This is a genomic window from Nitrososphaera sp. (assembly GCF_037447015.1).
Taxonomy (GTDB): Archaea; Thermoproteota; Nitrososphaeria; order Nitrososphaerales; family Nitrososphaeraceae; genus Nitrososphaera.
In genome coordinates, this window is sequence record NZ_JBBIHK010000012.1 from 24,380 (window position 1) to 42,911 (window position 18,532).

The following is an 18,532-nucleotide window of genomic DNA, read 5'->3' on the forward strand; positions in this document are numbered from 1 at the left end:
CAAGCTGTACGATTTCCAGATATTCACGGGGATGCACACGATACCGACTGCCGTTATAAGGCTCAACGCAGAGGGCAAGGACCTGATTGCGTCAGAGACTGGTGTAGGGCCGGTGGACGCGGCGCTCAAGGCAATCCAAAAGATAGCTGCGGACGTGGCAAACATCAAGATAAGGGAATACAGGCTCGACTCTATCACGGGCGGGTCGGACGCGCTTGCAGAAGTCTCTGTAAAGGTCGAGGACAAGAACGGCAACGTCGTGTCGGCGCGAAAGGCCAACGAGGACATTGTGGTAGCCTCCGTCGAGGCCATGATGGATGCGATTAACAAGGTGCTTTTGAAAAAAGTGCTCTACTCCAAGAGCTAGATCCAGTTGAAGTACGACATCGCGCTCATCACGGGAGACGGCATAGGGCCCGAGCAGGCCGCAGCTGCGAAAAAAATTCTGGAAACGATAAGCGACCGCTCGCAGTCTACCAGGCTGGCTATAAAAGAGGTCGAAGCAGGCGACGGCGCGCTCAAAAAATACGGCGCCGCGCTGCCCGACTTTACCGTCCAGACCATCAAGGGGTCGCAGGCCTGCCTGAAGGGGCCCGTGGGCGAGAGCGCGGCCGATGTCATCATAGTGCTCAGGCGCATGTTCGACCTCTACGCCAACGTGCGGCCTGCCAAGTCTTACCCGAACATCCCGGCCCTCTCTGGCGCAGTAGACATGGTGACGGTGCGGGAAAACACCGAAGACGTCTACATGGGGCTCGAGTTCAACCTGGACCCAGGCATGGTCGTCGGGCTTCGGGTAACGACAGAGCGGGCGTCGAGGAGGATTGCAGAATACGCCTTCAGGACCGCCGAGATCAGAGACAACAAGCGCAGGGTGGTCGCGGTGCACAAGGCAAACGTCATGCGCAAAGGCGACGGGCTCTTTGCATCAGTCTGCAGGGAAGTGGCCAAGAACCACCCCAGGATAGCGTACAGCGAGCTGTACGTGGATGCGGCGGCGATGAACCTCATCCGCAACCCCGAAGACTTTGACGTCATCGTGACTACGAACCTGTTTGGCGACATACTCTCCGACGAGGCCGCGCAGGTGGTCGGCGGGCTTGGCATGGGGCCGGCGGCAAACATCGGCGACCAGTTTGCGCTCTTTGAGCCGGTGCACGGCGCGGCGTTTGACATCGCCGGCAAGAACGCGGCAAACCCATCGTCGATACTGCTGTCGGCAAAGATGATGCTAGAGTGGCTTGCAGACAGGCACGGCGACCAGAAGGCGGCTGATGAAGGCAAGAGGATAGAGGACGCCATCGTGTCGCTTTTGAAGCAGAACAAAAAGACAAAGGACATTGGCGGGACGCTTTCCACCACACAGTTCACAGAGCTGGTTGCCAGGGAAATGTATCCCGGCTAGTAGCCCTTTGGCGCGCGCTTTTGCCATGCCAGCATCATGAAGATGAACGGTATCGACATGACTGCAGCCGCGATGAGCACAGGCTGCAGTATGGTCGCGAGCACCTCCGCCTCGTAGCCTGTCAGGTCGAGGAACGGCAGCGGGAACACTGCAAATACCCAAAAGCCGGCGATGATTCCAAAGATGAACTTGTTCCTCTTTGCGACTGCCAGCAGGCTGATCTTGTTTATTCCCTTGCGCTGGCAGTCAAGGCACTTGACAGTCGTCGGGCTGCCCGTCACGTCGTCCGGCGTTATGCACGACGTGCAGACGTGCCTCTGGCAAAAGTAGCACCTCTTTTCTGCAAAACGCGATCCGCAAATTGCGCAGCTGGCCATGGCGCTCTGATGCTTTCCTGTACAGCGACTACAATATTTTACCCTTTTTTTGGAAGGCAAAGCAAAACTTAAATTTCCATCTCAAAACAGTTGGTGAGGGTCAAAAATTCCGACACTTTTGCCGACCTACACGGGCTATGCCGCCAAACTGATGCTTGAAGACGGCACTGTTTTTGAAGGGATTGGATTTGGATATCCTGCCGAGATAACCGGCGAAGTCGTGTTCAACACTGGCATGGTGGGCTACACGGAGACCCTGACCGACCCGTCCTACAGGGGCCAGATACTCTGCATGACCTACCCGCTGGTAGGCAATTACGGCGTGCCCAGTTTCGACGTCAAGGACGAGTACGGCCTTCCGAAATTCTTTGAATCAGACCACATACAGGTAAAGGGGCTCCTGATACACGACCTGTCAGACACGGCAAGCCACTGGAGCGCGGTAAAGACGCTCGACCAGTGGCTGTACGAGGAGAAAATACCGGGCATCTATGGCATCGACACGCGGGCGCTGACCAAGAAGCTGAGGGTGCACGGCGTCATGATGGGCGCGCTCGCAGTCTCTGACTCTGGCCCCATCGACGACGCCAGGTTGAAAAAGCTGGTGCAGGGCGCGTCGTACGAGGGGCTCAACTTTATGCCCGAAGTGTCGACGCAAGAGCCCAAAGAGTACGGGCCGCCTGACAGGGACTGCATAGTAGTCCTTGACACGGGCGTCAAGTACAGCATAATACGCAACATCATCCGCACCGGCTACCGCGTCGTGAGGCTGCCTTGGGACGCGCCGTACGAGCAGATAATGTCGTACAACCCAAAGGGAGTGGTGATAAGCAACGGGCCGGGCGACCCCAAGGTCTGCAAGCCCACCATCGAGACCGCCTCCAGGCTGATAAAGACTTCGACTCCGACGCTTGGGATCTGCCTTGGGAACCAGATACTTGCGCTGGCAGGAGGGGCGGACACGTACAAGCTGAAATTCGGCCACAGGGGCCAGAACAAGCCCTGCATAGACCTGCGCAACAACCTATCTTATGTGACGAGCCAGAACCACGGCTATGGCATCGACCCAAAGAGCCTCGACAAATCCGGGTTCAGGGTGTGGTTTGCAAACGCCGATGACGACACGGTTGAGGGCATCGAGCACGCAAGCAAGCCAGTGATAGCCGTCCAGTTCCACCCCGAGGCGTCGCCGGGGCCCTACGACTGCATGTTCGTGTTCGACAGGTTCAACGAGATAATCAAGGGCGGCGGCAAGATAAGCGACAGGGTCAGGACAGGCGCGCCTTCACAGCCGCACAAGCAACAGAATATAGGCACCAAGAAGAAAGATAAGAAAAAGAAGGGAAAGGCAAGAAAACAGACTGCCGCCGCTGTCGCTGCCACTACAGCTAAAAAGGCGAGAGGGAAGAGGAATGCCAAGAGATAACTCGATTAAAAAAGTGCTGGTGCTGGGCTCGGGCGCCATAAAGATAGGCGAGGCCGGCGAGTTTGACTATTCCGGCTCGCAGTGCCTCAAGGCCCTTGCGGAGGAAGGGGTCAAGAGCGTGCTCATCAACCCCAACATCGCCACCATCCAGACTGATACGCGCTTTGCAGACAGGGTCTACCCGCTCCCGATAAACACCTCGTACGTGGAGAAGGTCATCAAGGAAGAAAAGCCCGATTCCATCATGCTCGGCTTTGGCGGCCAGACGGCGCTCAACTGCGGCGTCGCCCTGCACGAGCAGGGGATACTTGAAAAATATGGCCTGCGCGTGCTTGGCACCCAGATCAAGGGCATCGAGATAACCGAGGACCGCCAGCTGTTCAAGGACGCCATGATAAAGAGCGACGTGCCTGTGCTGCAGAGCTATGCCGTGAATTCCGTCAAAGATGCATTAGAAGCCGCCAAGAAAATAGGCTACCCAGTCATAATCAGGGTCGCCTTCACGCTCGGCGGCAGGGGCGGAGGCTTTGCGTACAACGAGATAGAGCTCCAGGAGATAGTGCAGAGGGGCCTGAACCTGTCCATGGTGCACCAGGTGCTGATAGAAAAGTACGTGGGCCACTGGAAGCAGATAGAGTACGAGGTCATGCGCGACTATGACGGCAACAGCGTCATTGTCTGCAACATGGAAAACGTGCTTGCCATGCGCGTCCACACCGGCGACAACATTGTAGTGGCGCCCTCGCAGACGCTCAACAACCACGAGTACCACATGCTGCGCTCGGCAGCGATAAGGGCGACGAGCTACTGCGGCATAGTCGGCGAGTGCAACATCCAGTTCGGCCTCGACCCGCAATCCGAGCAATACACGGCAATCGAGATAAACGCCCGGCTTTCCAGGTCGTCGGCGCTTGCAAGCAAGGCCACAGGATACCCTCTTGCCTACATGGCGGCCAAGATAGGGCTCGGCTACACGCTGCCGGAGCTGCTAAACCGCATAACGAAGGTGACTACGGCCTGCTTTGAGCCGTCGCTTGACTATGTCGTTCTGAAGATGCCGAGGTGGGACTTTGGCAAGTTCGAGATGGTCAAGCGCAGGCTTGGGAGCGCCATGAAGTCGGTGGGCGAGGTGATGGCGATTGGCAGGAACTTTGAAGAAGTCATCCAGAAGGCCATCAGGATGAGCGCCACCGGCAGGGACGGGCTCGTGGCAAACGGCAGCAACTTTGATCAAGCAGAACAGGACATCGAGCGCATAGAGCAGGCCCTCCTCCAGCCAAACGACGAGATAATCTTTGCAGTCGTGCAGGCGATGAAGGCCGGCCTTGACATCGACAGGATATACCAGCTCTCCCACATCGACCCGTGGTTCCTAAAGAAGATCAAGAACATTGTCGACATGGAAGACAGGCTGCGCAGGCAGGGGAGCAACTTCGACCATGATATGCTGAGGCAGGCAAAAAAGATCGGCTTTTCGGACAGGCAGATAGGCAGGTGCCTGCAGACCGACGAGATGCAGGTGCGGTCGCTGCGCGAAAAGTTCAACATAAAACCGGTGGTAAAGCAGATAGACACGCTTGCGGCAGAGTGGCCTGCCAAGACCAACTACCTCTACCTTACCTACGGAGGGGACAGCGACGACGTGACGGTGGCGGCAGCGGCAAAAGACGTAGGTGGCGGCAGCGGCGGCAAGAAAAAAGGCAAGAAAAACAACGATAAAGACAACAGCAGGATAATCGTGCTTGGCGCAGGCCCGTACAGGATAGGGAGCAGCGTCGAGTTCGACTGGGGCACGGTCAACATGGTGTGGGGTCTTAAGGAGAACGGCGTCAAGGAAATTTCAGTCATCAACTGCAACCCCGAGACCGTGTCCACCGACTATGACATCTGCGACAGACTGTACTTTGAGGAGCTGACGCTTGAGCGGGTGCTGGACGTATGCGACAAGGAGCACCCCACCGGCATAGTGACGTGCGTTGGCGGCCAGACTGCAAACAACCTGACGCCCAAGCTTGCCAAGAACGGCATCCGCATAATAGGCACGAGCAGCGAGGACGTCGACAGGGCCGAGGACAGGGCCAAGTTCGGCCAGCTCCTCGACTCGCTAGGGATACGCCAGCCTGCGTGGAGGCAGTTCACCAACTTGGCCGAAGCAAAAGAGTTTGCCGAGACCGTCGGCTATCCCGTCCTTGTGAGGCCGTCCTACGTGCTGTCCGGCGCTGCCATGAAGGTTGTGTGGGCGGAGCAGCAGCTGGAGCGGTTCCTGACCGACGCCACAAACGTCAACCCCGAGCACCCGGTGGTCATAAGCAAGTTCCTGCAGGACGCCGCAGAGGTCGAGGTGGACGCAGTCGCAAACGGCGAAGAGGTCATCATCGGCGCGATAATAGAGCACATCGACAACGCCGGCGTGCACTCTGGCGACGCCATGATGAGCATACCGCCCTGGAGGCTTGACCGCAACATAATGGAGACCGTGACGGACTACTCTGTCAAGATAGGCAGGGCGCTCAACGTCAAGGGGCCGCTCAACATCCAGTACCTGGTAAAGGACGAACAGGTGCTTGTGATAGAGGCAAACGTCAGGGCGTCCCGCTCGATGCCCTTTGTGTCCAAGTTTGCAGGTGTCAACCTCATCAACCTGGCCGCAAGGGCGATGCTCGGCAAGCCGCTGCCGGCAAAGGCAAAGGACCTGTGGCTCAAGGCGCCCGGATTTGGGATCAAGGTCCCGCAGTTCTCGTTCATGCAGCTTGAAGGCTCGGACATTGTGCTTGGGGTAGAGATGCAGTCCACAGGTGAAGTGGCGTGCTTTGGCAACAGCTTTTACGACGCGCTATCAAAGGCGTACATGGCGGCAGGCTACTCGATACCGCTGTCCGGCTCTGTCCTGATCACAATCGGCGGCCAAAAGAACAAGGAGAAGCTCTTGCCGCTGATATCGATGCTGTCGTCCATGAACTTCAAGATCCTGGCGACAGAGCACACCGCCGAGTTCATGCAGAACAACAACGTCAGGGGAGTAGAGCTGGTGCACAAGATAAGCGAGCCGGACAGGAAACCCAACATCGCAGACCTGCTCTACGAAAGAAAGCTGGACTTTATCATCAACATACCTGCCACATCCACCCTCGAGAAATACGTCGGCATGCTGCAGGACGAGTACCTGATACGCAGGAAAGCGGTGGAGACAGGCACGCCGGTATTGACGACGGTCGAGTCTGCCAGCTCGTTCATCAAGACCATCCAGTGGCTGCGCGACAACACCCCCACTCTGGCGCCGCTTGGCAACTATGTCAAGCTGGACTGACTAGTCGTTAGTTAGAGCACGTCGTTCAAAGCAGACTGCTCGTCGCCCACAATCGACCCGTCAAGGGTCGCCACCATGCATTTCAAAATGGCGCCCTTTTCTATGACGCGGGCCATTATGGGCGACGTCGATTTTTTGCGCATGCGCTCGCCCGCATACAGATACCTGTTAAAGCTTGGGACGACGATGATGTCCAGCACGCCGCCCTCTCCGGCGGCAAAGAGCGCCTCCTTTTTCACCTGCAAATAGATCCAGACGCGCTCGCCGGCAAGCACACTCCCCTTTTTGAAAAAGACAGGGTGAAGGTGGCCCATCACTATGCGCCTGACGCCGGACCTGACTGCGGAAGGCATTGTGTGGCCGTGCACAAAGAGCGTGTCACCGATCACCATCCCCCTGCCGGCCGCCACGTTGACCGTTTCAGGCAGCAGGTGGCGTATGTTGCCGTCGTGGTTCCCCGGAACGAGGTAGACGTCAGTCTGCGCGGCCAGCCTGGCAAAAAGGGCAGGTATGTCGTCCCATTCCTGCCTGCTTATCTCGCCTACCGTGCTCTTGACGTCGCCTAGGAGCACGAGCGCGGCCTTTTGGGAGGCGGCAAGTGCCGACAGCTCGGCCGCCATCTCGCCTGCAAGGCCAGGCCGGACCGTTATCCCCCTGGCGCCAAGCTCGCCTTCCAGCCCGACGTGCAGGTCAGAGACGACCACATACCTTTTGTTGCCATTGCCATTGCCGCTGCCATCGGCTGCATCTGCTCCTTCTTCTGCCAGCAGCGCGGCGTGTGGGTGGAGCGGCCTGACCTTCATCATTGCACGCAATCAGCTGCTTTATATCGCATTTTTGCAGGTATTAAGCTATGGCGGCCGAGAGAGTCGAGGACGCAGTCTCCTCTGGCATGGTCAAGCTCCTGCGCTTTACGCCAAGCGGCAGAAAGCTGTGGATCGTGGTCGGAAAGGACAGCGAATACTGGACGGACCCGGAGCTTGGCTTTTGCTCCTGCAAGGACTTTTACTTTAACACCCTGTCCGGCGGCGACAGGTGCTACCATCTAAAGAGCGTCGCAAGGGCGCAGGAGGCAGGCGGCGCAGAGACCTTCGAGTTTTCAGACGCCGAGTACGTGCAGATGCTGCAGGCAATTGCAAGCGACGCCGAGCTGACGCTCCTCCGCTAGCTAGATAGTAGCAGGTCCTGCTGCATCGTCCCTCTTTTTCTTTGCGATTACCTGCGCCAGCTTGCGGGACAGCCCTGCCACATTCTCCTCCGCGCACGGGGCGGCATAGATTATCTGTGTGTAGAATGCATGCGGGTCGGTGCGCATGATGAATGCAGGCAGGCCGGATAGCTTTATGGCGTACTCGCTTGCGTCGGCGTTTGCCCAGATTTCAAAGACAGGTATCCGGAAGGCCGTGATGCCAGAGATCCGGCGTTTTGATATATCTGGCGCATGTCCACCGTACGCCAGATAAATGGCAGAACTGACCGCCAGAGCGGCGGCGGGGGTGGAGGGCAGGCCACCAGGTGCACATGCATATGCACATACACGATTATCGTTTTTATTATAGGCAGGTTCTATACCGTCCCCGTGGTAGCAGAGGCAGGAGCCACAGTACTTGTGATAGGCTCGGGCGGCAGGGAGCACGCGCTGGGCTGGAAACTGTCCAAGAGCCCCAAGGTGGGAAAGGTGTATTTTGCGCCCGGCAACGGGGGGACGTCTGAAAACGTCGACATCAGGCAGAATGAAATTGAAAAGCTGGTGGTTTTTGCAAGAAAGCTCGGCAAAGACTGCCTCACGGTGGTAGGCCCGGAAGAGCCGCTTTCGCTTGGAATTGCAGACGCCTTTGAGCGTGAGGGCCTGCGGATCTTTGGGCCTGTACGGCAGGCGGCCATGATAGAGAGCAGCAAGGCGTTTGCCAAAGAGTTCATGAAAAAGGCAGGCATCCCTACCGCCGAGTTTGGTTCATTCGACAACCCAAAGGAGGCCATCGACTACATCAAGGGACAGTCAAAGCCGCTTGTGGTCAAGGCCGATGGGCTTGCAGCGGGCAAGGGAGTCATCGTCTGCGACAGCGCGCAGCAGGCTGTCGAGGCAGTCGAGTCGATGATGGTAAAAAAAGAGTTCGGGTCGGCTGGCGGCAGAGTGGTGGTCGAGGAGCGCCTGTCAGGTGAAGAGGCGTCGTTCATTGCCATGTGCGACGGCTCGACGATAATCCCGCTTGCGTCGTCGCAGGACCACAAGCGCATATACGACGGCGACAGGGGCCCAAACACCGGCGGCATGGGAGCCTACTCGCCTGCCCCTGTGATAGACGGCAGGATGCACAAAAGGATAATGGAGAGGGTGATGCGCCCGGCCGTAAAGGAGATGCAGCGGAGGGGGACGCCTTTCAAGGGGTTCCTGTACGCAGGCATCATGGTAGACGAAAAGACGGGCGAGCCGTTTGTTCTGGAATTCAACGCCCGCATGGGCGACCCCGAGTGCCAGCCTATAATGGTGCGCATGAAGTCCGACCTTTACGAGTATCTCGACGCGGCAGCCGGCGGCAGGCTGGCCTCCATGCCCCCTATAGAGTGGCACGACAGGACAGCCGTGTGCGTCGTCATGGCCTCAAAAGGTTATCCGGGGAGCTATGAAAAGGGCCACAAGATAGAGGGGCTAGACTCTGACCTGGGGCCTGACGTAGTGGTGTTCCACTCTGGCACCGCAAGGGACAGCTCTGGCAACGTCGTCACAAATGGCGGCAGGGTGCTAGGGGTCACCGGCACGGGCGCAACTGCAAGGCAGGCCATAGAGAACGCGTACTCGGCCGTCAGGAAGATACGCTGGGGCGAAAACGGCCACTATTACAGGACAGACATTGCAAGGCGCGCCCTATTGCGCGCCAGCTAGAGGTAGATTATGCCCTCTTCTGTAGCAACCGCAGAAATGCGCCGGTCAAACCGGCCCCGGGGCAGCTCGTCGACCAGCTGGAAAGAGTATGCAAGCCCCATAGAGAACGAGTGCTGCATCGAAAGGTAGCGGTCGTAATAGCCCTTGCCGTAGCCTATCCTGCACCCCCTGCGGTCAAACGCCACCCCGGGCACGAGCACGAGGTCGACCACGCTGTCCATCGCAGCCAAAGAAGGCCGGGGCTCCATGACGCCGAACCTGCCCTGCACCAGCTCGTCGCCCTCGGCGTATTCGTAAAAGGCCATGCGCTCGCCCTCGACGCGGGGCAGAGCGACCTTTTTCCCCTGCGCTCTTGCCGCAGCGATTATCCTGTCCGTGCGCACTTCGGAGCCGATGGCGTGGTACGCGCCGACGACCCTTGCCTGCAAAAACTCTTTGCTTGCGATGACGTGCTGCTGTACGAGCGCGCTCTGCCCCTCCACCTGCGAGCCCGCAAGGGCGTTTCGGCGCTCCATCATCTGCCGGCGGATCTTTTGCTTTTCCCGGCGCGCATCGGCCAGCTATCGCTGCACCCCTGCACCAGCGGCGATGGCCGACGCCGCAGAGACGGTATTTCTCATCAGCATCGCAATGGTCATGGGCCCGACGCCCCCCGGAACCGGCGTTATCCACGACGCCTTTTCCCTGACGGACGCAAAATCGACGTCGCCGGCCAGCTTGCCCTGGTGCCTGCTCGTCCCCACGTCTATGACCACTGCGCCTTCCTTCACCATGTCGGCAGTCAGCGTGAACCTCTGGCGGTTGCCCACGGCAGTTATCACCAGGTCGGCGGACTGGAGCTTTTTTTCCAGGTCTTTGGTGCGCGAGTGGCATACCGTGACCGTCGCGTTGCGCTCCAGCAGCATGAACACGAGGGGCTTGCCCACCAGGTTGCTGCGGTTGATTATCACGGCGTCCATCCCGGCAGGGTCTATGTTGTAATAGTCCAGGAGCTCCATCACGCCTGATGGAGTGCAGGGCTTTAGGTGGGCCTTGCCGTTCTGCAGCATGCCTGCGCTGTACGGGGTGAGCCCGTCCACGTCCTTGAGCGGGCTGATGGCGTTTATTACCGAAAACTCGTCGATGTGGGCCGGCAGCGGCAGCTGGACAAGGATGCCGTGTACCTGCGGGTCGCGGTTTAAAAGGTCGATGAGCTCCAGCAGCTCGTGCTGCTTGAAGGTGGCTGCAAGCCTGTGGTCGCGGGTTGCGATTCCAAGCTCCTTGGCCGTCTTTTGCTTGCTCCCCACGTAGGTAGCAGACGCAGGGTCGTCGCCTACGAGCACGGTGGCAAGGCACGGCTGCACGCCTGTCGTCCGCACCAGCTCGTCGGCCGCCTTTTTCACCCGCTCCTTGACTGCGGCAGAGACTTCAAGCCCGCTGATTATCTTTGCTCCTGCTGCCAAACAGCCATCTAAGAGACAGAATGCAGTATTTTGCTCTTTTGATCACAAGACCAAAACGTACTGCAGCTGGATGCAGGAAAAAAGAATATCCACAGCAGGCACAGAGACTAACTGACGGGCTAGAGCCTGCGGCAGTAGGCGGTCAGGAGCCGGGCGATCCTCTTTGAAACACCCCGCCTGCCAAACACGCCCCTGAGCTCTTTTGCCTGTTTTGTAGCCTTCAGATAGTTGTCGTTTAACCGCCTGACGCACCCTGCAATGTCGATGGAGGAGTCGCCATCGTCTGCAAGCTGGTTGGCATACCCGTGCAGCGTCTCTATCCACTCGGTGTTTGGCCTGACAGTCACCATGGGCGTTCCGAGGATCGCGCTCTCTTTTTGCAGGCCGCCGCTGTCGCTGATGACGGCCCGGGCATGCTTGGTTAGCCGCAGGGACGTGACATAGTCCACAGGCGGCATCGGCTCGAGCGACCCGCCTTCGGCGCCGATGCCAAACTGCTTCATCCGCATGGCAGTCCTAGGGTGGACCGCAAAGCAGACCGGCAGGTCAAGCCCTTTTGCCTGCGAGATTATGGCCTGCAGCCGGGCAGGGTCGTCCACGTTGAAATCCCTGTGCAAAGTCATAAAGTAATAGCTGCCCCGCCTGCGCGCCGGCTCTGCTATCTGCCGGGCAACAAAGCCGATGCTGTCGACTATGGGGTGCCCCGTCTGGAACACGTTCCGGGCGATCCCCTCCCTTTTCAGGTTGCGGGCGCAGTTGGCTGTCGGGGCGCAGTGCAGGTCTGCCATGTGGCTTATCAGGGTGCGGTTGACCTCTTCAGGGAGCGACCGGTCGTGCGCTCTGCAGCCGGCCTCTACGTGCGCGACTGGGATCTTTAGCTTTGCCGCCGCAAGCGCGGCTGCAAGTGCAGTATTGGTGTCTCCCTCTACGACGACGAGGTCCGGCATGTCCTCTGCAAGCCCCTTTTCTGCCTCCACCATCATCCTCCCCGTCTGCTCGGCGTGGCTCCCGCTGCTTGGCCCAAAGCTCCTCTGGGGCGCCGGGATCTCTAGCTGCGACATGAACACTTCGGACATCTCCCTGTCGTAGTGCTGGCCGGTGTTGTAGACATAGAGGTCGCACCTGCTGTTGCTCTGCAGCTCGTGGATTATGGGGGCAAGCTCGATGAACTGCGGGCGGGTCCCGAGCACGACCGCTATCTTGGGGACAGTAGTCGTCATTTCTTTTCCTTGAGTATGTCCAGTATGCTCTCGCCACGGGCGAGCCGGTCTGTCATCTCTTGAACCTGCTCATAGTCTTTGAAAAACTCCTTGTCCCACCGGGGTATTGGCTTTATGTCGGCGCTCATCTTTTTGGCGACTTCTTCCACCGCGTCGGCCAGCGCGTTCTGCATCTCCATCATCTTTACCTGCGTCCGAAGCTGGAGGGCAGACAGGGGCATCGAATAGTGCATCTCTCTGCCTGGGGTCACCACAAAGTTGTACGGGTTTGCGTAGGCCATCTGCTGGACCTCTGTCGGGATCTGCTTGCGCCTGTGGTAGTGCCCTATCAGCACCGCCACCGGCACAAAGCCGGCGATGAATATTATTATCCAGGTGCTCAGCGACGGAAAGGCCGATTTCAGAACGGGCACCCTCTCTATCGCAAGCGTGTACGAGATTATCACAAAGTTGAGGAAGCCGAATATGAACGAGAGGTAGATGCTGTAGCCGTTTCGAAAATCCAGCCAGCGGCGCCTGATCCATAACGAGTTAAACTTGCTCATAGCCCGTTTGCCCCATGCCCCTCTTCTTCCTCTTTGTCACCGTATACGCAGGTTGCACGCTTTGCTCCGCCCCACATGTCTAGTGTGCCGACGGCTTCTTTAATTATTTTGCCTGCCGCAGATGAGAGGGAGAAAGGAACCGTCATTTCAGGTACCCCCACGACCGCAGCGCGCCCTCGAGTATGTCGGCAGAGCGCCGGGGAGAATAAAGGTCCCTCACCAGCTCGGCGTCGACAGGGTGGTCCACCGCCCTCAGTATCGCCTCTGCTATGCCCTCCGGAGTCGGCTCGCAGTTGACTATCTGGCCCTTCATCTCGTCATAGTCAAAGAACTCGGGCCTCACGTAGCAGACTATGGGCCGGTTCATCATGAGGCTCTCTATGCCCAGGACGCCGTACGCGCCGTAGAGGAACTGGTCGCAGACGACGTGGCACTGCTTTATCAGCTGAGGCATCTGCTCGTGCGGCCGCTTTTCCATCAGCAGCCTCACCTTGATCTTCCTGTTGTCGCCTGACGACAGCAGCCTGACTGCCTCCAGTACCAGCTCGGTGCCCTTGTATTTTGGGTCGCTCGGGAAGTGCCCGACAACTATCTCGTCCTTGACAGGCAGGCGGGGCTGGGGCGTGAAAATGTCGGTGTAGGCGCACCGGGGGAGCCAGACCGCCTCCCCGTCGACATATTGGGCAAGGTCCTTGGTGGTGTAAAACGCGGGGTATTCCCGGGGCATCAGCCCGTCTCTCAGGTCAGAGCCGTGGTAGATTATCGCCCTGTGGCGGGCCTTTACGTAGGGAGTCGAGAAAGACCTCAGCTCGACATCGTACGTCGGCTCTAGCGACGCCCACCGCGCGTATTTGTGGACGGCCCTTGCCGCAAGCGACGGGCGGCTGCTGCGGTCAAACTCGTTTGTGGTGAGCACCGACTTTTGGTCGATTATCTTGACCTCGTATCCACGCGCGACCAGCTCGCGCCCAATCAGGTAGTGGACGCTTGCCGGGTTGCCAATGAACGCCAGCCTCTCTCTCGTCATGCCGCTTGTTTGTAGGCCTCCAGGATCTTGCTTTCGTGCTTTTCCCACACGAGATCAGACTTGGCGTAGGCAAGCGCGGCACGCCGCTTTCTGTCAAGCTCGTCCCTGTTGCGGTTGTAATAGGCCAGCCGCTCTTTCAGCTGGCCAAAATCGTCAAACGTCTCGCAGTGGGCGCCAAGCTCGCCCACCACAAACTCGGCGTCGCTTATCACAAGCGGCAAGAGGCCGCAGTGCGCGTATTCGCCCACCTTGTTTGGGCTCACGTACCTGTGGAACCAGTGCTTTTGCCACGGGAGGAGCCCGATGTGGCCCTGGCGGACCATTATCCCGTAGGCGTCGGCCATCGGTATGTTGCCCACCGACCGGACGGCGCCATTGTTGGGCGATTTGACCCCTATCCTGATGAGGCGGCCCGTGTTCTTGCCGTCAAAGATGTCGTGCAGGCCGGCTATGTTGCGTATGGGGTTTGGGTTATGCATGCTGTCTGCGCCAAGGTAGACCGAGACGAGGTCTCCTCCCCCTTCTTTTTTGCCGCCTGCGGCTCCTCCGGCAGCAGGCGCCATTTCCATGCCGGGGTTTACCTCGCCCTTTGCAGGGTAGTTTGGCACGCAAAAGACCTTGCTTGTGAACTGCCTATAGTGCTCGGCTATTGGTTCAGAGACTGTTATCACGGGGTGGCGCGCTGCCAGCTGCCGCTCTTTCTCGGCCCACCGGCGTTCCCTCTCGGCCGCCTTCAGGCCGCCGGTGCTCGATATCCTGACCTGGAACGAAAACAGCTCGTGGTCGTCAAGCACTAGTGGGACGCCCAGCCGGCTGCAGTGCCACGCTGCAAAAATGTTGTGGGCGTGTATGAGGTCGGGCCTGACCTCGTCTATCACCTGCCTCATCCTCTGCTCCGACAGCATCGCCTCCCGGGGCCAGGGATACCAGGGCCAGAGGCTGTCGAGCGCCGTGCCGGTGAGCCGCCTCGACGCCTTGGCCTTGCTTGAAAAACTGATGTAGTGGTAGCTTGCAAACACGTCGCTGTCCATGTGGTCGGCCGTCCTCACGCCGCAAAAGTGGGGCTCGTAGCCTGCCTTTTTGCCGGTCATGGCCGCGTTGATTATCCTCGGGTCGTCAAGGTCGCTGTCGTGCATGTGCAGGACCCTTCCCATCTTCGTCGCCATTGCTACGCCACCGGCCTCACTTGGATGCCATCACCCGCGGGGCGGACCTGCGGAGTGAATAATTCATGGGCGGAGGAGAACCTGCACATCTTATAGACCTATTGTGACAGGCAGGTTCTGGCGGGGCAGGCAAGGCAATAGTGGCAGCGGCGATGATGGTGGCGAGGGTGATGGCAAGGGTGCCCTGCTCAGACCGCAAGCCTGCGAAACAGCCTCTTTTTCTGCAAATCGCGAACGTAGGTCCGTATCTCGGGCTCGAAATAGCGGAAATAGGGGTCGCCTTTCCACTTCTTCTCAAACAAATAGTCAAAGAACATCCGCGCGCTTGCGCTCTTGGAGATGCCGGCGTTGCCAGCAAAGATGTTGCGGGCTACCCTGCCGAGCACAAAGAGCGGGTGGTAGCCGAGGCAGCGCATCGCAGGCCCGTACTCGACAAACTTGTGGCCTATGCCAAACGTGCGCTCGTGCCCGTACGTCAGGTCGGTGAATTTCCGCACCCTGTAGCCCATCTGCATGGCCTTGTACAGTATCCACGGCTCGTAGCCATAGTAGGGCGGATGGCGGTAGCCGATCTCTTTGAAAAACGACATCCTGATGAGCCGGCCGGCGCCTTCCGGCAGCAGCATAAAGTCGGACGGCTGCAGGCCCCGGCTGCCGGAGGCAACAACAAGTTTCTGATCACTGCCCATCTCGTCCATGAGCCGTTTGACGTAATCGGGCGGCAGGACGATGTCGTCGCTTGAAATTAGCAAATAGTCGTATTCCCTGCCAGACTCCCGGATATGGTCGCATGCCACGTTCCAGTTGTGCACTATTCTCCTGCTGTCGTATCCCCTGTCGAGAAGCGTGATGACGTGCACCTGCTCTGGATGAGCGGCCCTTACGCGGGCGACTATTGCAGGCGTCGAGTCGGTCGAGCCGTCGTCCACTATGCACACGAGAGACGGCGGGGCCGACTGCGAAAGGAGCGACTCTAGTGAACGCTCTATAGTGCGCTCGCCGTTCTTTACAGTCACAAGCGCCCAGTAGGAGGACGCCATATCTTTCCAGCTCAAAAACCACGGATCTTCTTATATGTATTTGTCATGGTAGATTGCAACATACGTACGTACATACGTACCGGCTACCCTTCCAGCCAGAGCGCCGCTTTCTTTTATCTCCCCCTCACACCTAAAGCCTGTCCTGTGGCTTCATGGACCCGTCCACAAAGAGCCGCCACCACACTTCTAGCGCAAGCAGCCCGAGCATCTTGTTTACGTACCTGACGTCGTGGCTGACGAGCTTTGTCTGCGCCCTGTCGAGCCACTCTTTGGCTATGACGCCGTCCCTGACCACGCGGCTGCTGTCCCTGTTCACGTACTGTTCCACCAGCTCCCGCCCGCCCCTGACCCAGAGCGACTGCATGTCCACAGAAAAGCCCTTTTTCACCGGCTCTACCCTTAACCGCTGCCGGGCCAGAATTGCCCGAAGCGGCAGCTTGCCAAGGACGGCGCGCGAGTCGTACTTTACCCTCCAGGGGATGTGCGTGGCAAAGCCGACCATCCCGTCGGAGAGAAAGAGCGAGGTTATGCGGGCGTCGAGGAACCTGGCAAACGCCGCGTTTGCAGGTATCCAGTCGTACAGCAGCTTGCCGTCATAGTCTGCAAGGAACACCTGGTCGAGCGGGTGCAGGCGGTTGTCAAAGCGGTCGCGCAGGAGCGCATAGATGCCGTCCCACGAGAACCTCACCTTTGGCCCAAACAGCTTTTCCTGGTCAGGCACCCAGTCCCGCTCGTGGCACTCAAGGTAGAGCCGGGCACGCTCTTTCCACAGGCCGCCAGCAGAAAGAGCGTTGTTTTTTTTATTATTATTGCCGCTGCTGCCACCACGACCCGCAAGCAGGGGCAACCGGGACAGGAACCTGTCGTAGCGGAAGGTATAGCCGCCAAAGAGCTCGTCTGCCCCGTCCCCTGAAAATATCAACCTAGAGTGCTTTCTTGCAAGCGCAAACGCGTGGAACTGGTAGAGGTTCCAGCGGGGCTCCCGGACTATGCTTACGAGCTTGGGCAGGCCGGCCAGCACGCTGTCTGCCGCGTCGACTACGAGCGGGCAAAAGTCGCAGTCATGGAGCCGCGCAATCTCTTTTGCGGCCGCTATCTCGTCGCCATCTTCACCAAACCCCATGCTGACGCACGACACCCGGGCGTCTGGCCGGTATTTCCTCACCATCGCAAGCGTGAGGACAGAGTCGACGCCCCCGCTCAGGAGCAGAGACGCGCGCCTGAACCGCATGCGCAGGAGGCTGCTCTGGATTATCTTTTCTGTCTTTGCCGCCGCTTCTCGCCGGCCCATTTTTCTGGGAGCAAAATCTGCAGGGGCAAGGGGGCGGGCGGGCGGGCGCCTCAAGGGGTTGTACCGCAGCGTGAGGATATTGGCTATTGCGGCATAATCCGGCAACAGTGGCAGCAGCGGTGGTGGCCCCACGCCAACAGTGGATGGCAGGTGCTTTTTAAGAATACTGGCCACTACTGCTACTGCTGCTACTGCTGCTACTACTACTGCTGCCGCTGGGCACGCTTGAAGCGCACGCCGTGCTGTAGCAGGCAATGTGCCGCCGGGCCACGTGGCTCCACTTTAGCTTCTCCTTGAATTCATCTACCGCCCTTTTGTGCTCGTCGTAGCTGCCTCCAAGGCGTGCGAGGGCCCTGGCAAAGTCCGCCGGCGTCCTCCTGGCCGTTATGCCAAGACCCTGCGACGCAAACTCGCCAAAGAATTCTAGGTCGGAGGCTACAAATGGCAGCCCGTGGGCCAGGGCGTCAAACATCACGCCCGAGCCGGAGGTTATCTTGTATGGCAGCACCACGGCGTCTGACGCAAAGAACAGCATCGACAGGTCTTTTTCGTCCAGAAACCCGCGCTGCAGGTCGATGATGCGGCCGCTGCCGCCGCTGTTGCTGTCCGTTTTTGCCAGGCTTGCAGGCAGGTTCTCTGTGTTATAGTGCCCCTTTGACGAGTTTGTGACCATTATCCAGCCCGGGGGCACCTCCATCTTGTCCAGTATGTCCCACCCCTTGGTCGCGGTGCGGAACCCAAGTGCAAGCACTATCCTGCCCTCCTGCGGCAGGGAAAAGAAGGAGCGGGCCTCCCTCTTGTCCACCTGTCCGATGGCCGGCTCGGCCCCGTGGTAGATCACCTCGCCTCCCCCTATCCTCTTTGCCAGGTACTGCGAAAAAGAGATGCCGGTGTGGCTCATGCGCAGCTTTTCCCTGTTCAGGTCGTGGAACGCCTTGTAGTTGAGGAAGTACTTCCAGAGGCGGACGGCCGCCCTTGCAGGGACGCCCAGGGTGCCCGTCCTGCCCTTCCTTTTCATTAGCACGGCCTGGCTGATCCACTGCCGGAAAGTGTAGGCGGAATGAAAGGTGGTGACTATGGGCACGGTGCAGCGGTGGTAGAAAGAGTCAATGTGCGTGCTGCTTTTTCTCGGGTTGCGCGGGTCGAGCACGAGCCCGTACAGGCCGGGCTCAAACTGCACGTGGACGACGTCAGGCTTGGCCCTTTGGACAATGTCCAGCAGCACGTCTGAATTCTGCCTGTTTGTAGGCGATATGCCCGAGTACTGCCCTCCCTGCCCGTCGCACACGACGTCGACATGCACGCCTGCCTGGCGCAGCGCCCTGGTGAGGTTTGCAGTGTAGCGCCCGACCCCTCCCGGAAGCGGCGGATATTCTGTGGATACCATCAAGACGCGCATGTC

The 18,532-nt window shown here is 58.9% G+C and carries 18 protein-coding genes; 6 read left to right on the forward strand and 12 right to left on the reverse strand.

Annotated features, from left to right (window positions below; genetic code table 11):
- Both WKI84_RS06355 and WKI84_RS06360 read left to right on the forward strand, forming a co-directional pair.
- The coding region (locus WKI84_RS06355) for an alpha-isopropylmalate synthase regulatory domain-containing protein (protein WP_337862695.1) at positions 1 to 367 on the forward strand (367 nt) is incomplete at its 5' end.
- A gap of 6 nt (positions 368 to 373) precedes the next feature.
- On the forward strand, positions 374 to 1,405 hold the full coding sequence (locus tag WKI84_RS06360; RefSeq protein ID WP_337862696.1) for an isocitrate/isopropylmalate dehydrogenase family protein: 1,032 nt from the start codon (positions 374 to 376) through the stop codon (positions 1,403 to 1,405).
- On the opposite strand, the gene WKI84_RS06365 is transcribed toward WKI84_RS06360, so the two are convergent.
- Complete coding sequence (locus WKI84_RS06365) at positions 1,402 to 1,782, reverse strand: hypothetical protein (RefSeq protein ID WP_337862697.1); 381 nt, start codon at positions 1,780 to 1,782, stop codon at positions 1,402 to 1,404. The genes WKI84_RS06360 and WKI84_RS06365 overlap by 4 nt on opposite strands.
- A 118-nt stretch (positions 1,783 to 1,900) precedes the next feature.
- Between WKI84_RS06365 and carA the strand changes: the two genes are divergently transcribed.
- Together carA and carB are read left to right on the forward strand one after the other, a co-directional pair.
- Entirely contained in the window at positions 1,901 to 3,208 is a 1,308-nt protein-coding gene (gene carA, locus WKI84_RS06370; protein WP_337862698.1) for a glutamine-hydrolyzing carbamoyl-phosphate synthase small subunit, read from the forward strand.
- Positions 3,195 to 6,515: a carbamoyl-phosphate synthase (glutamine-hydrolyzing) large subunit gene (gene carB, locus WKI84_RS06375; RefSeq protein ID WP_337862699.1), complete on the forward strand. Its 3,321-nt coding sequence runs from the start codon at positions 3,195 to 3,197 to the stop codon at positions 6,513 to 6,515. The genes carA and carB overlap by 14 nt, the downstream gene beginning before the upstream one ends.
- 11 nt (positions 6,516 to 6,526) lie before the next feature.
- On the opposite strand, the gene WKI84_RS06380 is transcribed toward carB, so the two are convergent.
- The gene (locus tag WKI84_RS06380) at positions 6,527 to 7,321 is read right to left on the reverse strand and encodes a metallophosphoesterase (protein WP_337862700.1); all 795 of its coding nucleotides are present in this window, start codon (positions 7,319 to 7,321) and stop codon (positions 6,527 to 6,529) included.
- 47 nt (positions 7,322 to 7,368) lie between these two features.
- Between WKI84_RS06380 and WKI84_RS06385 the strand changes: the two genes are divergently transcribed.
- Entirely contained in the window at positions 7,369 to 7,683 is a 315-nt protein-coding gene (locus WKI84_RS06385) for a hypothetical protein (protein WP_337862701.1), read from the forward strand.
- Here WKI84_RS06385 and WKI84_RS06390 read toward each other — a convergent pair whose 3' ends face one another.
- Positions 7,684 to 7,830, reverse strand: coding sequence for a hypothetical protein (locus tag WKI84_RS06390; RefSeq protein WP_337862702.1), 147 nt, complete (start codon positions 7,828 to 7,830; stop codon positions 7,684 to 7,686). It abuts the gene before it with no gap.
- 264 nt (positions 7,831 to 8,094) lie between these two features.
- Here WKI84_RS06390 and purD point away from each other — a divergent pair, with 264 nt between their 5' ends.
- A complete protein-coding gene (gene purD, locus WKI84_RS06395) occupies positions 8,095 to 9,399 on the forward strand; it encodes a phosphoribosylamine--glycine ligase (protein WP_337862703.1) in 1,305 nt (434 codons plus the stop codon).
- On the opposite strand, the gene WKI84_RS06400 is transcribed toward purD, so the two are convergent.
- From WKI84_RS06400 to WKI84_RS06440, 9 genes are all read right to left on the reverse strand, one after another.
- Complete coding sequence (locus WKI84_RS06400) at positions 9,396 to 9,959, reverse strand: 5-formyltetrahydrofolate cyclo-ligase (protein ID WP_337862728.1); 564 nt, start codon at positions 9,957 to 9,959, stop codon at positions 9,396 to 9,398. The genes purD and WKI84_RS06400 overlap by 4 nt on opposite strands.
- Complete coding sequence (locus tag WKI84_RS06405) at positions 9,960 to 10,841, reverse strand: bifunctional 5,10-methylenetetrahydrofolate dehydrogenase/5,10-methenyltetrahydrofolate cyclohydrolase (protein ID WP_337862704.1); 882 nt, start codon at positions 10,839 to 10,841, stop codon at positions 9,960 to 9,962.
- 119 nt (positions 10,842 to 10,960) lie between these two features.
- On the reverse strand, positions 10,961 to 12,061 hold the full coding sequence (gene wecB, locus WKI84_RS06410; RefSeq protein WP_337862705.1) for a UDP-N-acetylglucosamine 2-epimerase (non-hydrolyzing): 1,101 nt from the start codon (positions 12,059 to 12,061) through the stop codon (positions 10,961 to 10,963).
- Positions 12,058 to 12,606: a hypothetical protein gene (locus WKI84_RS06415; protein ID WP_337862706.1), complete on the reverse strand. Its 549-nt coding sequence runs from the start codon at positions 12,604 to 12,606 to the stop codon at positions 12,058 to 12,060. The genes wecB and WKI84_RS06415 overlap by 4 nt, the downstream gene beginning before the upstream one ends.
- Before the next feature lie 142 nt (positions 12,607 to 12,748).
- Entirely contained in the window at positions 12,749 to 13,633 is an 885-nt protein-coding gene (locus WKI84_RS06420) for a hypothetical protein (RefSeq protein ID WP_337862707.1), read from the reverse strand.
- Positions 13,630 to 14,799: a glycosyltransferase gene (locus WKI84_RS06425; protein ID WP_337862708.1), complete on the reverse strand. Its 1,170-nt coding sequence runs from the start codon at positions 14,797 to 14,799 to the stop codon at positions 13,630 to 13,632. The genes WKI84_RS06420 and WKI84_RS06425 overlap by 4 nt, the downstream gene beginning before the upstream one ends.
- 188 nt (positions 14,800 to 14,987) lie before the next feature.
- Complete coding sequence (locus tag WKI84_RS06430) at positions 14,988 to 15,839, reverse strand: glycosyltransferase family A protein (RefSeq protein WP_337862709.1); 852 nt, start codon at positions 15,837 to 15,839, stop codon at positions 14,988 to 14,990.
- A 130-nt stretch (positions 15,840 to 15,969) separates the two neighbouring features.
- Entirely contained in the window at positions 15,970 to 17,130 is a 1,161-nt protein-coding gene (locus WKI84_RS06435) for an asparagine synthase C-terminal domain-containing protein (protein WP_337862710.1), read from the reverse strand.
- 157 nt (positions 17,131 to 17,287) lie between these two features.
- Complete coding sequence (locus tag WKI84_RS06440; protein ID WP_337862729.1) at positions 17,288 to 18,517, reverse strand: glycosyltransferase family 4 protein; 1,230 nt, start codon at positions 18,515 to 18,517, stop codon at positions 17,288 to 17,290.
- Between the last annotated feature and the right edge of the window lie 15 nt (positions 18,518 to 18,532).

What these genes read in the sequence shown, in the direction of transcription:
- WKI84_RS06365 (WP_337862697.1), bottom strand. Translation starts at nt 1,782, where the DNA reads ATGGCCAGCTGCGCAATTTGCGGATCGCGTTTTGCAGAAAAGAGGTGC.
- carB (WP_337862699.1), top strand. Translation starts at nt 3,195, where the DNA reads ATGCCAAGAGATAACTCGATTAAAAAAGTGCTGGTGCTGGGCTCGGGC.
- WKI84_RS06380 (WP_337862700.1), bottom strand. Translation starts at nt 7,321, where the DNA reads ATGATGAAGGTCAGGCCGCTCCACCCACACGCCGCGCTGCTGGCAGAA.
- WKI84_RS06385 (WP_337862701.1), top strand. Translation starts at nt 7,369, where the DNA reads ATGGCGGCCGAGAGAGTCGAGGACGCAGTCTCCTCTGGCATGGTCAAG.
- WKI84_RS06390 (WP_337862702.1), bottom strand. Translation starts at nt 7,830, where the DNA reads ATGCGCACCGACCCGCATGCATTCTACACACAGATAATCTATGCCGCC.
- wecB (WP_337862705.1), bottom strand. Translation starts at nt 12,061, where the DNA reads ATGACGACTACTGTCCCCAAGATAGCGGTCGTGCTCGGGACCCGCCCG.
- WKI84_RS06415 (WP_337862706.1), bottom strand. Translation starts at nt 12,606, where the DNA reads ATGAGCAAGTTTAACTCGTTATGGATCAGGCGCCGCTGGCTGGATTTT.
- WKI84_RS06420 (WP_337862707.1), bottom strand. Translation starts at nt 13,633, where the DNA reads ATGACGAGAGAGAGGCTGGCGTTCATTGGCAACCCGGCAAGCGTCCAC.
- WKI84_RS06425 (WP_337862708.1), bottom strand. Translation starts at nt 14,799, where the DNA reads ATGGCGACGAAGATGGGAAGGGTCCTGCACATGCACGACAGCGACCTT.
- WKI84_RS06430 (WP_337862709.1), bottom strand. Translation starts at nt 15,839, where the DNA reads ATGGCGTCCTCCTACTGGGCGCTTGTGACTGTAAAGAACGGCGAGCGC.
- WKI84_RS06435 (WP_337862710.1), bottom strand. Translation starts at nt 17,130, where the DNA reads ATGGGCCGGCGAGAAGCGGCGGCAAAGACAGAAAAGATAATCCAGAGC.
- WKI84_RS06440 (WP_337862729.1), bottom strand. Translation starts at nt 18,517, where the DNA reads ATGGTATCCACAGAATATCCGCCGCTTCCGGGAGGGGTCGGGCGCTAC.